Below are 14,962 nucleotides of genomic sequence, written 5' to 3'. Positions count from 1 at the left end.
AGACGGTTCAAAGACAAGAGGTGTGAACCCCTCAAGCCGTCGATCGTTCCCCGGCCACGCCACATTCGCCCAAATGACCGTGGTTGAAATCAGCGAGCCAGAGCGCTCGACCCCGTGAACGCGCGATAAGATCCTCCTCGCGGACGGGCCTCCAGCAGCTGCGCCAGCAGATGATCGATGAACGTCTCGCCGCTATCCACGCTGGTGTCGACCACGAACTCAGGATCGAGTGGCGCCTGGTAGGGGCTGTCGATTCCGGTGAAATTACGAATCCGGCCTTCACGCACCGCCTTGTAAAGGCCTTTGGCGTCCCGGCGCATGCATTCGGTCAGCGGCGTGCTGACATGCACTTCGATGAATTGGCCCTCGGCGAAGTGCGCGCGACACGCATCCCGGTCTTCCCGATACGGCGAGATCGCCGAGACAATCACGATCAATCCCGCGTCCACCATCAATTTGGCGACTTCTCCGATACGCCTGACGTTCTCCCGTCGACTGTCTTCGCTCATGCCCAGGTCCTGGCAAAGACCTCTGCGCAGACGGTCGCCGTCGAGCAGATAACTGTGCAGTCCGTGGGCGATCAACGTCTGATCCAGCCGATTGCCCAGCGTGGTTTTCCCCGCGCCGGACAGTCCCGTGAACCAGATGCAGCAAGCGCGCTGTTGCTTCAGCGATTCGCGCTCGGTCTGTGGCACCGACAGAGGCGACGCGACGATCATTGGGCGGGATTCGGAGCGTGCGTCAGTCATAGGCGAATAACTCGTAGTCGCGGGCATACACTTCGCGAATCCGCCTACGCGACGCATCGGAACACAGGCCTGTGGTTCGATAACGAGAACCGGGCGAGCGGTTGAGGTGGCGCAGCGGAGCGTTGATGCCCAAGTGTTCGCACAACGCGGCGAAATCCGATTCCAGATGCTCCTGACGACCGATGAAATCGACGGCAATCTGCCCCATGCTGTTTTGCAAAAAATGATACTGCGGCGCGAAGTGTATTTGCTTCGATACATTCTCCGCGTGCAGCCAGCCATCAATGAACGTATCGAACCGCGAATAACGGCTGACCAGTTCGAAGGCCGCTCTATCCCGGGGCTGCGGATTCTGTAATAAGTAACGATAAGCCGACAGTGCTCGATGTAATGGATCACGTACAAAGCCAAACTTGAAGTATTGCTCATAGCGTTCTTTGAATTGCTTTTCGTACCAGTAGAGCGGCAAGTGGCCCGTGGGGGTGTCACCGAATATCGACATCGCTACACTGCTGCCCGCGCACTTGGGCACATGGATGAAAATGCACTCGAAGTGGTCGAAGGCCTCGGGAAACCGGGCCTTGCGCGACAGCGTCTTGTTGACCACCTGCCGGTCGACGACCGAAAGCCGCTCCAGCAGAAACTCACGCTGGCGCTTTGGAAATAACTTCCAGAGTAAATGATTCATGGGGGGTGACCTGTAACGAGGTATGAAGCGACGTTCAGATTACAGCCAGTTACTACCAGAAAGGCAAACTTTGCAAATACTTTACGCTGAGAGTTATTAATGTATTGAGTTGTAGGTTTGTGTAGAAAGTCGGTTACGTTTAAATAACTTTCAAGGCGGGTGATAATTTGTTGGGCTGGTTACGGTTTTGATATTCATGTGTCGTAAACAGCCGGTTTTGTGTTACTTGCCGGTTACCGATTGATCATCCATCAGACCCTGCTTTCTGTTTCGCCAACACTGGTTCACTTTCTGCTCGGGGCGTACTCTTGGCGCAACGCTCGGGCGTCTGCGTGTTCTGGCGCTCGTTGCCCATCGAGGCCTTGGGCCTGCTCATTGCAAGACAGCTGAGGGTCTGCGCGAGATAGCCGAAAAAGGGGGTGTCATTCAGGAGTATCGGCTGGGACGGGCTGTATTTGAAAATTGATGGGCTCTGGCACGTATATCACTGCATTGCCGACAGACCTCCTTCAGCTGTTCTTCAATTCATAGAGGGAAGGCTACCACCCGGAGAACATCCCATCATCATCTTCGATGTCGATTTGGGTTTTTTGCCTGAACCCGGAAAGCAGCATCGAAGGGTCCTGCCCAACGCTGGGTGGATGGTTGCTAATTTCCAAAAAAATGGAGTCAGGGTTCACAAAAAGTCGTACATCGAACCGCCATGCCTGAGTGGTTCTAGGTTCGGTTCTAGTGAGCCAAAATTCCGCGTTGGCGACGCAGTTGGAGAAGGTGCTCAGCTCAGGAATTTTCGCCTTACATGCGTTGTATTTTGTTGATACCAGCTAGGGGCTTCAAATTTGATGAAGGATACTGCGGACATTGAGTATTGCTCACGGGTTGTCGCAAAACATTTAAAAAACAGTCTCCATTTTTTTGAGTGCCGATAATAGATCGTTGAGAGCCGGATCATCGGAGTCTATTTTTGATTTCAACGGGGCTAGCCATTGGAGAGTACTTNAGTTTAAAAAACAGTCTCCATTTTTTTGAGTGCCGATAATAGATCGTTGAGAGCCGGATCATCGGAGTCTATTTTTGATTTCAACGGGGCTAGCCATTGGAGAGTACTTGAACGAASCGTSCGCAAGAAATCCTGAAGCGGCACAATCATTTTTGTGGATTGTTCGCTAATTGTGAGATTTGGCCCGTCYTTCTTGAGACTCAAGCTAWATGACGAGTCAGCAGCKATCAACTTGATCAAGTCCGGTCTACCATTTTTTTCTAAGGCGATCAGCATCTCTATGAAGTCGCTCATGAAAATAAAAATCATCATGGACTGACTCGGAGTTCGTCCTGCGGATGTAAACCACTGCTTTCACGGACCGTGTGGATGAGTGCCCGACACCTGGCGGTATCAATATGTATCCATCCCTTTTTGAGATCGCCATTAGTAATGGTCGGTATGGCTCAAGAGCAAGACGGCATGCTTCCGCGATCAGCTCGGCGCAGACCTTGTGGTCATGGAGCAAATTTAGTTTGGCGTTTTCGATGATTAGGTCCCTGCTTCGTTCAATGCTTTGAGTTGACTGCGGTGGGTTACTGGATCGGCAGAATTTTTTTGTCATACACTCTAGTCAGCATGGTGCCTAGGGCTAGAGCTTTTTTACTCCCCAGACTCTAGTGGCGGCTGTAAAGGACAGGCCTTTGAAGTAAGTACTCAACTCGAGCGCTTTGTCCCATGGGTAGACTTTATTTGAGCTGAAGATGGTTGATCCATCTTGATTCGCGATCTCTATGAAATACTGGTCTTTCTCGTAGTCAGCGGAGCTTTCGGATGTTAATCCAAAGCGCGCTGGGCGAAGCGTGATCACGCAGTCGTCCGCCAGATATATCGTCTTTTCGGTGTCCGCCGAATCCTGATTCCAAGGGTTTGTACCTGCTTGCTCTTCATATGGTTTGCCGCTGTGAATGGCCGTATACCAGTAAGGGCTTACATCGTTCTCTAATGCCTTTTCTAGGTTGGAACTTGAGCGTACGGCTGTTTTTTTCATGATCAATAATCCAGGTGAAGATTGTCAGTGATGCCTTTCTCATGGTTCCAAGCGTTCACGTGTGGGCCAGCTTCCAGTCGTAGATGACCTGGAGAGTCATCGCGCCAGCCAGATGTTTCCGTTCGGTTTTTCATACCGATTCTCCCGTCGGAGTTCTTCCATGATGGGGGGCCTCCCCGGAACTCTGACTTGGTGATGCTGACAGGTCTCGACCCCAAGTTACCTGCAATCTCCGAAGCAGCCTGCCGCGCTGAGCGACGATTAGGCATCTTGTACCGGTTTTCTCCTGCCGCAAAACCGCCGTGTCTTTTGATAATCGACTCTGCGTGAGTTTGAGCATTGGCGTCTCGGAACCGCCATGCCTTAGAGGTCCTAAGTTCGGTTCTAGTGAGCAAAAATTCCGCGTTGGCGACGCAGTTGGAGACGGTGCTCAGCTCAGAAATTTTCGCCTTTCATGCATTGTATTTTATTGATACCAGCTAGGGGCTTAAAATTCAATGAAGGATTCTGCGGACATTGAATATTGCTCACGGATTGTCGCAAAACATTTGAAAATCAGTCTCCATTTTTTTGAGTGCCGATAATAGATCGTTGAGAGCCGGATCATCGGAGTCTATTTTTGATTTCAACGGGGCTAGCCATTGGAGAGTACTTGAACGAGTCCGGTCTACCATTTTTTTCTAAGGCGATCAGCATCTCTATGAAGTCGCTCATGAAAATAAAAATCATCATGGACTGACTCGGAGTTCGTCCTGCGGATGTGAGCGTCTTTCCTTGGTGCTCTAAAGTGATGTCCCCCATTTCAAACCCGCTGGTGCGGTCGTCGATAGGTAATAGCTGTATTGAGATTTCCATAGTTAAGGGCCTGTTATCACTGGGAACATGGTCACGACAGAGTGATCTTTTTTGTCAACCACTGCTTTCACGGACCGTGTGGATGAGTGCCCGACACCTGGCGGTATCAATATGTATCCATCCCTTTTTGAGATCGCCATTAGTAATGGTCGGTNGTCAACCACTGCTTTCACGGACCGTGTGGATGAGTGCCCGACACCTGGCGGTATCAATATGTATCCATCCCTTTTTGAGATCGCCATTAGTAATGGTCGGTTTGGCTCAAGAGCAAACCCAACCCACGGGTCCACCCACCCAACCGGATTCGGCGCGTACTAATTAAATTCAGCCCGCCCAGCAAGCCAATTGGATCCGACGTGGTGAGCCGTTCGATAACCGGATCGTAGAACCTGAAGGGGGTTGTAGTGCAGTCTCGTCCCACGATCATGGTACTGACCCTGGAATCTCGGGTGTTGTTCTTCGAGGAAGAAACATTCGCGCTATTCTTCAGTCGTTTTACCGCATCAACCCCATTTAGGATTTACTTTATGCGGACGTTATTTCGTATGAATGTTCAAACTAAGTCCATGGTCGAAATTAAATCCCAGATGCCTATCCTGATCTCCAGTAAGCCCATCAAGATGTATTCTGTAAGAATATATTTTTCGAAATTGCGTTGATGATACTCATGTCTATCTTGAAGTTCGTATTCATGTATATACCCACAGCTCGGCAAATACATGGCCACCATCGAATTCGTCCTCCAGCGTTTCGAAGTCATCCTGATCGTCGGGAAGAGACAGTCCAATTCCTTCAATCATGTCGACTTGAACAAACCCAGACCAAGCAATCTGTTTTGAGGTGTTTTTCAGTACGTCATTTACAGTCATTCCTGCCCAGATCTTGTTTAAGTAGTTTCCTTTAAAGTTCGAATTACAGCAAAGCGAGGTAATCACCATGGCAGCGTCGTGATATGCGGTGATCAGTCCTCCATCGATGGTTATTGAGCTTTCACTTATTTCAATGGCGTGATCTTCTGAAAGCCGGCGTACGATATCTTCGATTTTTTCACCAATATAGATGCCGCCTATAGATTTCTTAGGGATGATCAAAGTGTTAACGCTCATAATATACTCTCTAGCTGGGGCCGTTCATAAGAGTGCCGTCGACGAACACAGGGCTATCGACTACGCGTTCATATCGAGAAAACCCAGATGGAGCAATTCGTCCTTGAACATCGCCATTTCTGTAAATTTTCCAATAGCTCGTACCGTGCACTCCTCCCCCGGGATGATAGTCTAGAACGTCGTTCATCCCACGTTTAGTGGTTCTGAAAAACTGGATATGTTGAGTTTTATGCGTATTCAAATTGGTAATCCGTTTAATGTATCCCTTGCTTAAGAGCATATTCTCCACCTGGTGTGGTGTTTTGCCTGAGAGGCTGTTTACCCAACGTTTTGCGATGTTGCTTCTCTTACTGAACGCCTTAGTGCACGCCCAACCCCACGGATCCACCCACCCAATCGGATTCGGCGCGTACTGATATAAATTCAGCCCGCCCAGCAAGCCAATCGGGTCTGGCGTGGTGAAGCGTCCGACATCCGGATCGTAGAACCTGAACGTGTTGTAGTGCAGTCCCGTCTCTCGATCAAGGTACTGGCCCTGGAATCTGAGGTTTTGTTCTTCGACGAAGTAGCGTTCGCGCTGTTCTTCAATCGTGTTGCCCCACACCTGATAGCGCGCCTGCCATACGAGATGGCCGTCGGCCTCTGTGAGCTGTTCGGGCAGCCCGTTTAGGTCGTTGTGGTAGTAGCGCACTTGCTGATGCTCGCCGATGCCATCGACGCGGGCGAGGGGCTCGTAGCCAGCGCCAGAGTAGATGTAAAGGCTGGCCAGGTTTATGCGTTGTTCCTGTAGAAGGCGCAGGCCGTCCCAAGTAAATCGGGTTTCACCGATCAGGCTGTCGTCGGCGCGGTGTTCGCTTTTGGCGATGCGACGGCCAAGCGGATCGTAGGCCATGCGCACGACATTGCCGTTCTGGTTGTGTACTTCGATCAGGCGGCTTTCGGCGTCATAGATGAAACGTTGGATGCCGTGGCGGGTGCTTCGTTTTTCAACCAGGCGGCCAAAGCCGTCGTAGCGATAACGTTTGTCTTGGTAGGTCAGCAGTCTGTTGTGGCGTACCAGACCCGCCCCGGACTGCGGGCCGTCGAGTAGGTTGGCAGCAGCATCATAGGCAAAGGTTTCCTGTTGGCCGAGGCTGTTCTGGCTGGCACAGAGGCGACTGCTGGAATCGTAGTGCAGCGATTCACGGCGGTTCTCGGATCGCTGACGGTCCAGTCGCGTCCTGCCGATCAGGTTATCGGACGGGTCGTACTCATATTCGTGGGTGAGCTGGGCCGGGAGCTGTCTTGGCAGATTCGTCGCGCGGCGTTGCCGGGTACGCAGGCGCCCGCTGCGGTCGTATTGGCTGCGGGTGGTTAGCTGGCCTTGGCTGCGCAGCACTTCGCGGTGCAAGCGGTCGCGCTCGAAATCGCTGATGACTTGGCCGTCCAGGTTTATCTGATGCAGGTGGCCGCTGCCGTAGTACAGCCGGTTGAGCCATCGGCCATCGGGCAGCAGTGATTGGGTGAGATTGCCGAGTTCGTCATAGCAATGCTGTAACGTGCCTGATGCTGTTTTCTCGGCCACCAACTGGCCCAGAGTGTCGTAAGCAAATCCGATGGTTTGCTTGGCGCCTGCGGTATCCGTAAAAGTGACTTCGGCCAGATGATCCAATGCATCCAGAACGTATTCGGTACGGCCGTCGACGGTGACTTTGGTTTTCAAGCGACCCGCTGCATCCCGTTCAAGGCACTGGATGATTGCCCCTGCGCCTGGTTCGCCATCTTGAGCGGCCGCAATTTGTTCTACCCGGACAGGATTGCCCAGAGTGTCGTACCGATACCGTCGCTGGCTGCCGTCCAGATCCTGTTGCGCAAGCAAACGATCACCCGCATCCCAGGCAAAGCGGTAACTTTCCCTATTCTCATTGGTTAACGACTGCAGGCGGCCGTAGGCGTCATAGCTGAATTGCACCTGTCGCCTGTGAGGATCAAGGCGATGTCGGACTTGGCCTCTGAGATCATAGTGATAGGAGGTGGCATCGCCCGCGGGATCGACGTAGGCAGTCAGGAGCCCGATGGCATCGCGCTGATAACGCTCGATTCGGCCATCTGGCAACTCCCGGCGTAGCAGCCTCCCCCGTGCGTCATGTTGGTAAATCGTGCGCTCACCGGAAGGATCGGTAATGCAGCTCAGATGGCCGCGTGCGTCGTACTCGAACCATGTTCGGTACCCTGAGCAGTCGGTGTGCGCTTCAACCTGCCCCCTTTCGTTCCACCGTAGCTTTTTGCTTTTTTCCGTGGCATCGATGACCTCGATGATCTGTCCGCGCTCATCGTATCGGTACTGAGTGACTTGCCCCATTGGATCGACTTCACGGGTGCAGTTTCCCCGCTCGTCATACCTGTATTGCCAACTGCTGCCTGCCGCGTCGGTTTCTACCATTGGTAGCGACCAGTGCTCCAGCCATGAAGTGGACTCGACACGTCCGAGCGGGTCCTGAGTTGAACCGATGTTGCCAGCGTCGTCGTAGCTGTAATGCCATTCACCGCCTTGCGGGTCGGTCGCACTGAGCAACTGACGTTCATCGTTCCAGGAGAAGCGCCAGGTCTGACCGAGAGTGTCGGTGTATTCGGTTATCTGATGTTGTGAGTTCCAACGACGGGTGCTGGTTCGGTTCAGGCCGTCAGTGATCGCTGTGCTGCCAGTGCTCAGGTCATACTCGAAGCGGTACTGTGCTCCGTCATCGGTCCAGTGATGGACCACACGCCATTCCGAGTCATCAACCAAACCCCACTCATAAAAACAGCGCAGGCCAGTGGGCAATCGATGTTCAACCATGCGCCGGTTTTGATAGGAGAAATTTCGCTGGATTTGCCTGAGTGCATCACGGACTTCAACCAGGTCACCCGAGTCGTCGTAGTCGTAGCTTGCCAGTGCCTCGCGGGTTTCGTCATTGAGCACCCGCTCGATAGTCTCTACACGCTGCGGCCATCGTACCGAATAAACCAACGTCACCCGCAGCACGTCGAAGGTGTCGCGAAGCTGAATAAGTCGTCCTTGTTGGTCGTAATCCAGATAAATGCGGTTGTCGTTACGGTCCCCGAGCTGGGTAAGACGCAACTGAGTCGATTCACCCGGAGTCGGTTCAAATAACCGGTAAATCCCATCCTCACTTTCAATCAGCAATTGACCATTGCCATGACGCCGCACGGCCAGCCCTTCCCCGGCACTGAAAACAGCGCTTCCTAACGCGATCGAGCCCATGTCGATGCTGCGCGCCTGCTCGTCGATATAGATCAGCCGCTCGCCACCATCGGGATGAGCTTCAATGCGTACGCTGACCTCAAACCCTACACTCCAGCCTGCACCGAACAAACCATCACGGCGCTCGTCACGACTGTTGTAAAAGCGCTGCCACGTGATGGGCAATACACCGGACAGGACGAAATCCAGCTCTTCGCTGCCACCCAATACCTTGGCGCCCGTGGCTGCGTGCACGGGATTGGGTGAGCCTGCGATTGCATTGGTCAGTGCGCCCATGGCCTGACTGACGACGAATGAGTTCACGCCGCTCAATAGCATGCAGGGCAGGTTGCTCAAGAATTTGCCCTTGCTGCCTCTGAGCATCATCAGTGCGGTGATTGCCAACCCCACGCCTGGCGTTTTTCCGCTGCGGATTTCCCGCACCACAACTTTGCTGCCACCGATTCGCACGTTGGGAGATATCAACCCGCTGGACACCACCGTGGCATCGCACGTGCTGCGGTCGCCGCTGCGTATGGCGGGCTGCCCATTGATCGTGACTTTGTCCGAGCCTTCCGCAAGAAATTGAGGCGGCATCGGCGGATGCCGGGTGCAGCTCACCATGTCCAGCGGTTTGGGCACTGCCCCCGGTGCTGGAGTGGCAACGGTCGGTCGCCACATCTGCGAGAAAAACCCTTTGGCCATGTCCAAAAAGTGCGCTTCTTCGCCAGTGTTGGACTCTTCGGTCTGTTCGGTTTCGGCTGAGCCCGCTTGAAAGAGCATTGAAGGAACGTATCCCGCAGCTCTGGCAGCTGGAATGCCGTTGATGAAGGTGTCGGCGGAGCCTGTCGAAATAGTCGCCTGAGGCATGGGTGGAAACAGCGAGTTGGCGAAGTTTTCGCATAACGCGCTCAACCCCTTGTCCGCCCCGGTTTTGCTCATCGTCACGCTGACGACGACCCCGATGACAGCGCCCAAAATGCAGCCGCCAACGCCTGCGGTTGCGATGGTGAAACCGGCCGCCGCTACAACGGCCGCAGTCGCCAGGGCTCCAATCGCGACGTTTGCAGCGACTTCCAGAACCCCGCCCAGAATGTCGGCCATCATCGAGGTGTGCGAGAGGGCATCGCCAACTCTCGCGGCCCAGAGTGCGTCAGACATTCACGATACTCAGCCAGTAGATGCGCAAACTCATTGGAGACCGTCGAATTGCAGCGAATATTTGATAGTGTCCCAGTGCATCGCTTCGCTTTCGCCCAATGGCAGCGGCTTGACATAGCTCAAGGCGAGCATTTTTTGAGTCTCTGGAATGACCAGCGCCAACTGGTACTGGAATACCGTCTCGCTACCCTTTTTGAACTGACTGCTCAGTTCTAGCGCCTCTATATCCTTTGCCGGACCAACCTGAACGGTTTGCGCTGGCTGATAGCGCAACGCCTGAACTTGCAGTTCCAAACGTTTGAGTTGGGCGTCGAAGTTACTGTGCAAGGTTTCGTCGTCAGCCAGAAAGCTGCGGCTCACAATCAGCGAAGTACCGAGCTCGGGAAACTTCAGGATGTTGACCGACATGTCCTGCATTTCGGTCTCCGGTAATGCAAACTGAAATTCGTTGATGCGATACGGCATAGCTAAGGGTTCTCTCGAAAGGATTACTGGCCCGATTCGGGCTCTGGGAACATGGCATTGACGGAAGCATCGATGCTGGCTTTATCGCCCTGCCCCTCGGGAATGGCACCTGGGCCACCACCGATGTTCAGGTGCAGCTTGCCGCCGGTGTTGAACTCGGCATCTCCCTCCGTGTTGAAGTTGAATTGCACACCCGTCAGGTTGATCTGGCCGCTGGCGTTGAGCTCTAGAACACTCTTGCCGCACACCAGGCGCAGGTTTTCGCCCACCTCGATCAAGTAGCTCTGACTGATGCTGTCGGTCTTGCTCACGCCTACCAGCAGCACGTCATCACGCTTCACCGCCCGCAGCCGGTCCTGCCCGATGGTCACCGTCTCGTCATTCCCTACACTCCTCGTCCGGTCCTGTCCGACTGAGTGGCTTTCGTCCACTTCAACGACGATGTCCTGATTGCGCTCGGCGTGGATGTACAGTTGCTCCGCTCCCTTCTTGTCCTCCATGCGGATTTCGTTGAAGTTCGCCGTGGTGCCGCCTTTGCTCGAACGACTTTTCATGCCGCTTTGCGTGGCGTTGGCGGGCAGGTCGTAGGGGACGGGTTGTTCGGCGTTGTAGACCCTGCCTGTGATGATCGGCCGGTCAGGGTCTCCTTCCAGAAAACTGACAATCACCTCTTGGCCAATGCGCGGGATTTGCATCGAGCCCCAGTTCTTGCCGGCCCATGCTTGAGACACGCGAATCCAGCACGAGCTGTTTTCGTTGGATTGGTCGTGGCGGTCCCAATGGAAATGCACCTTCACGCGGCCATACTGATCGGTCCAGATTTCCTCGCTGTCGCGGCCGACGACCAGCGCGGTCTGCGGGCCTTTGACGATGGGTCGAAGGGTGACCGGCTGCGGGCGAAAACTATGGCGGGCGTCGATGCAGGTCAGGCTGCTTTCGTATTGCAAGCCGGCAGAGCTGCCCCCCGTTTCGAGGCTTTCCTGGGTGAGCTCATACTGCGCGCCGACGATCAGGTACTCGCGGTTCTGATCCTGGCGGCTGAACCCCGCCATGCTGAACAGATGCCCTGCGCCAATACCCCGCGCGTTGCCTTTTAGCTGGATGCGCTCATGCAGGCTGTGGATCGCCTCGATGCGTGTGCGGGCGTAGTGTTCCCCGTCTTCGCTTTGCACATAAGTGCCGGGGTAGTCGTAGAGCGGAAGGTCACTCCCCATATGCGGGCGCGGTATCGTCGAGCGTACGTCGATGCGTGCGCTCGGGCGCTGAAAGTCGTAGTCGTTGAGTTCCAGGGAGCCGGGCTGTACCTGCTGCGCCAACTTCCAGTCGCTGATGTGATCGCGCTCGCGATGTTGGCCGTCCGGTGGAAAAAACGGCACCGACTCGTAACCCGGCGCGCAGTGATGCGCGCCGTATGCATCTGCCAGGATCAACACGTGCCGGTCATTTTCGTGGCGAAAGTAGTAGTAGATGCCCTCCTGTTCCATCAGCCGACTGACGAAATCGAAACTGGTCTCCCGGTACTGAACGCAGTACTCCCACTCGCGGTAGGGCTGACTCAGGGCGTCTTCGAAATCCGAGAAGCCGAGGTCGCGGAACACCTGCTTGATGATCTGCGGAATGGTCAGATGCTGGAAAATCCTGCAATCAGAGGTGCGCGTCAGCAACCAGAGCCATGGTCGCAACGAGACCTGATAACTGGCGAACTGGCCGTTATCGACGTTCTGGCTGCACCGCGATATGACCCCGTTGAAGTAGCGCGTGCCACCCCCACCCAACTGGACCGATAACGTCATGGACTTGCCGAGCAACTGGTTGAGGTCGATGGCGTTGTCGTGCGAAATCAGCTGTAGTTCGTACTCGAACAAGCGCCCCAGTTCGTCGCCGCCACTCATTTTTTTCAGCAGCAGAACATTCGGTCCCAGAGGGCTCATGACTTGTGCCAGACGAGTCAGTTGGGTGAATTGGATAGTCATCGCTGTGGACCTGCGATGGCGTTTTCGGTGAACCGATAATGCAGTTGGTTTTCTCGCTCGCTGATGGTTACGCCTGCCAACGCATGGCCTTCGAGCATCCGTGTCAGGAACTCGCGGCTCATGTCCGGCAGCAGAGTGTTGGTCAAGATGGCGTCGATCATTCGGCCGCCGCTCTCGGTTTCAGTGCAGCGAGAAACGATCAGATCGACCACCGCGTCGTCGTACTCCAATGCGATCTTGTGCGTATTCTCCACGCGCTTTTTTATGCGGTTCAGTTGCAGGCGAGCGATCGCCCGGAGCATGGTGTCGTTCAGCGGGTAGTACGCAATGGTGACGAGACGTCCGAGCAATGCTGGCGGAAAGATCTCCAGCAGTGGCTGGCGCAGCGCATTGGCGATGTGTTCCGCACCGGGCATGTTCTGCGCGTCTCTGCACAAATGCGAAATCAGCTCGCTACCCGCGTTGGTGGTCAGCAGGATCAGCGTGTTCTTGAAGTCGATCACGCGACCTTCGCCATCTTCCATCACGCCCTTGTCGAACACTTGAAAGAAAATTTCATGGACATCCGGGTGGGCTTTTTCCACTTCGTCCAGCAGCACCACGCTGTAAGGTTTACGCCGCACGGCTTCAGTGAGCACACCGCCTTCGCCGTACCCGACATAGCCTGGCGGCGCGCCCTTGAGGGTGGAAACGGTGTGCGCTTCCTGGAATTCGCTCATGTTGATGGTGATGACGTTCTGCTCGCCGCCATACAAGGCTTCGGCCAGGGCCAGCGCGGTTTCGGTCTTGCCGACCCCTGACGTGCCGGCGAGCATGAACACGCCGATGGGTTTGCTCGGGTTGTCCAGGCCTGCGCGTGAGGTCTGGATACGCTTGGCGATCATCTGCAGGGCATGGTCCTGGCCGATAATCCGCTGTTTCAGGCGCTGATCGAGATTGAGCACGGTCTCGAGCTCGTTGCGAGCCATACGGCCGACCGGGATGCCTGTCCAGTCAGCAACCACTGACGCTACGGCCTGGTAGTCCACGGTCGGCAGAATCAACGGGTTTTCGCCTTGCAGGCTACTGAGACGAGTTTGCAAATCGACCAGTTTTTCTCGCAGCACATGCCTTTGCTCATTCCCTGCAGCTTGACCGACCACACCTGGGATTTCGTGCAGCTCGGCCCGGGTATCTAGCAGTTCATCGACCAGGATTTTCTCACCGCCCCAGCGACTTTCCAGTTCCGTCAGGCGTTGGCGCTCAGTGAGCAGCAGCGTTTCTGCGGTGAATTTTCTTGATCCGGTATCAACGCCGATCGCATGCTCCCGCGCAACGATCTGCAGCTCGGTTTCCAACGCTTCGATACGTCGTCGGCTGTCATCTATCTGCGCGGGGACCGCGTGCAGGCTCACAGCGACGCGAGCGCAGGCGGTGTCCAGCAGACTGACGGATTTGTCCGGCAACTGACGCGCCGGAATGTAGCGGCTCGACAACTTGACCGAAGCCTCCATCGCTTCGTCGAGGATCTGCACCTGATGGTGTTTTTCCATGTTCGAGGCCACCCCCCGCATCATCATGAGCGCCTTGTCTTGCGAGGGCTCAGTGACCTTAACGACTTCGAAGCGGCGGGTCAGGGCGGGGTCTTTCTCGATGTGCTTCTTGTATTCGGCCCAGGTCGTGGCCGCGACCGTGCGTAAGGTGCCACGAGCCAGCGCGGGCTTGAGCAGGTTGGCAGCGTCTCCGGTGCCGACAGCGCCACCGGCACCGACCAGCGTATGGGCTTCGTCGATGAATAGGATGATCGGCTTGGGCGATGCCTGAACGTCTTCGATGACTTGGCGCAGACGCTGTTCGAACTCGCCTTTCATGCTCGCGCCGGCCTGCAACAGGCCGACATCGAGGCTGCGCAGTTCGACTTCCTTCAGTGAAGGCGGGACGTCACCCGCGACGATCCGCAGGGCGAAGCCTTCAACGACCGCAGTCTTGCCGACACCTGCCTCACCGGTAAGGATCGGGTTGTTCTGCCGGCGACGCATGAGGATGTCGACCATCTGCCGGATTTCCTCGTCGCGGCCGACGATAGGGTCCAGCCTGCCGCTACGGGCTTGTTCAGTCATGTCCACGGTGAAGCGCCTGAGCGCTTCCTGCTTGCCCATGGCGCTTGGGGCAATGGCACCGCTGGCCTCGCCGGGAGTGGCGCGTGCGTTGAAACCATCGCTGGCGCCGAGGGCATTTTCCGGGGAGTCGTCCACGTATTCATTGAAGCGTTCGCTCAGGACCTCGACTTTGACCTTCTCGAATTCCGGAGACAGAGCCAATAACGAATGGCGCAGGTTCGGCGTCTTGAAAATGCCGATCAACAGGTAGCCTGTGCGCACCTGATTTTCGCCGAACATCAGGCTGCCGTAGACCCAGCCGCGCTCGACGGCTTCTTCGACATGAGAAGACAGGTCAGTGATTGAGGTCGAGCCGCGAGGCAGGCGGTCGAGCGCTTCGGTCAGATCGCGAGCCAGCCGGGCCGGTTCCACGTTGAACTGCCGGATGATCCGGTGCAGGTCCGAGTCCTGCAGTTGCAACAACTGGTGAAACCAGTGGGCCAGTTCCACGTAGGGGTTTCCGCGCAATTTGCAGAACACGGTAGCGGCCTCAATGGCCTTGTACCCGATACTGTTCAGCTTGCCGAACAGCGCTGCGCGACTGATCTCACCCATGCTCATTGCTCCTTGCGAA

9 protein-coding genes are annotated in these 14,962 nt (G+C 55.3%); all 9 read right to left on the bottom strand.

Going from position 1 to position 14,962, the window contains the following annotated elements:
- Positions 1-89 precede the first annotated feature (89 nt).
- The 9 genes from cysC to tssH all read right to left on the bottom strand — a co-directional run bounded on the left by cysC (position 90) and on the right by tssH (position 14,943).
- Positions 90-749, bottom strand: coding sequence for an adenylyl-sulfate kinase (gene cysC / locus BWR59_RS08720; protein ID WP_081565226.1), 660 nt, complete (start codon positions 747-749; stop codon positions 90-92).
- Positions 742-1,437, bottom strand: coding sequence for a sulfotransferase family 2 domain-containing protein (locus BWR59_RS08715; RefSeq protein ID WP_081565225.1), 696 nt, complete (start codon positions 1,435-1,437; stop codon positions 742-744). Before BWR59_RS08715 ends, cysC begins: the two co-directional genes overlap by 8 nt.
- A gap of 1,631 nt (positions 1,438-3,068) precedes the next feature.
- Positions 3,069-3,467 (bottom strand): hypothetical protein, encoded by a 399-nt coding sequence (locus tag BWR59_RS08705; protein WP_081565223.1) that lies wholly within the window; start codon positions 3,465-3,467, stop codon positions 3,069-3,071.
- A 603-nt stretch (positions 3,468-4,070) separates the two neighbouring features.
- Positions 4,071-4,322, bottom strand: a complete 252-nt coding sequence (locus BWR59_RS08700) for a hypothetical protein (RefSeq protein ID WP_081565222.1) — start codon at positions 4,320-4,322, stop codon at positions 4,071-4,073.
- Between the two features lie 689 nt (positions 4,323-5,011).
- Positions 5,012-5,428 (bottom strand): hypothetical protein, encoded by a 417-nt coding sequence (locus BWR59_RS08690; protein WP_081565220.1) that lies wholly within the window; start codon positions 5,426-5,428, stop codon positions 5,012-5,014.
- 10 nt (positions 5,429-5,438) lie between these two features.
- A complete protein-coding gene (locus BWR59_RS08685) occupies positions 5,439-9,812 on the bottom strand; it encodes an RHS repeat-associated core domain-containing protein (RefSeq protein ID WP_081565219.1) in 4,374 nt (1,457 codons plus the stop codon).
- Between the two features lie 30 nt (positions 9,813-9,842).
- A complete protein-coding gene (locus BWR59_RS08680) occupies positions 9,843-10,277 on the bottom strand; it encodes a DcrB-related protein (protein WP_081565218.1) in 435 nt (144 codons plus the stop codon).
- Positions 10,278-10,300: 23 nt separating this feature from the next.
- Positions 10,301-12,244, bottom strand: a complete 1,944-nt coding sequence (locus tag BWR59_RS08675) for a type VI secretion system Vgr family protein (RefSeq protein ID WP_081565264.1) — start codon at positions 12,242-12,244, stop codon at positions 10,301-10,303.
- A 2-nt stretch (positions 12,245-12,246) separates the two neighbouring features.
- Positions 12,247-14,943, bottom strand: a complete 2,697-nt coding sequence (gene tssH / locus BWR59_RS08670) for a type VI secretion system ATPase TssH (protein ID WP_081565217.1) — start codon at positions 14,941-14,943, stop codon at positions 12,247-12,249.
- Between the last annotated feature and the right edge of the window lie 19 nt (positions 14,944-14,962).

The sequence above is a fragment of the Pseudomonas sp. Bc-h genome, from assembly GCF_002080045.1.
In the GTDB taxonomy this organism is placed as follows: domain Bacteria; phylum Pseudomonadota; class Gammaproteobacteria; order Pseudomonadales; family Pseudomonadaceae; genus Aquipseudomonas.
The sequence above is the reverse complement of the archived record's forward strand: the minus strand, read 5'-3'. Positions and strand labels throughout refer to the sequence as shown.

What these genes read in the sequence shown, in the direction of transcription:
- BWR59_RS08690 (WP_081565220.1), bottom strand. Translation starts at nt 5,428, where the DNA reads ATGAGCGTTAACACTTTGATCATCCCTAAGAAATCTATAGGCGGCATC.
- BWR59_RS08700 (WP_081565222.1), bottom strand. Translation starts at nt 4,322, where the DNA reads ATGGAAATCTCAATACAGCTATTACCTATCGACGACCGCACCAGCGGG.
- BWR59_RS08715 (WP_081565225.1), bottom strand. Translation starts at nt 1,437, where the DNA reads ATGAATCATTTACTCTGGAAGTTATTTCCAAAGCGCCAGCGTGAGTTT.
- cysC (WP_081565226.1), bottom strand. Translation starts at nt 749, where the DNA reads ATGACTGACGCACGCTCCGAATCCCGCCCAATGATCGTCGCGTCGCCT.
- BWR59_RS08685 (WP_081565219.1), bottom strand. Translation starts at nt 9,812, where the DNA reads ATGTCTGACGCACTCTGGGCCGCGAGAGTTGGCGATGCCCTCTCGCAC.
- tssH (WP_081565217.1), bottom strand. Translation starts at nt 14,943, where the DNA reads ATGGGTGAGATCAGTCGCGCAGCGCTGTTCGGCAAGCTGAACAGTATC.
- BWR59_RS08680 (WP_081565218.1), bottom strand. Translation starts at nt 10,277, where the DNA reads ATGCCGTATCGCATCAACGAATTTCAGTTTGCATTACCGGAGACCGAA.
- BWR59_RS08705 (WP_081565223.1), bottom strand. Translation starts at nt 3,467, where the DNA reads ATGAAAAAAACAGCCGTACGCTCAAGTTCCAACCTAGAAAAGGCATTA.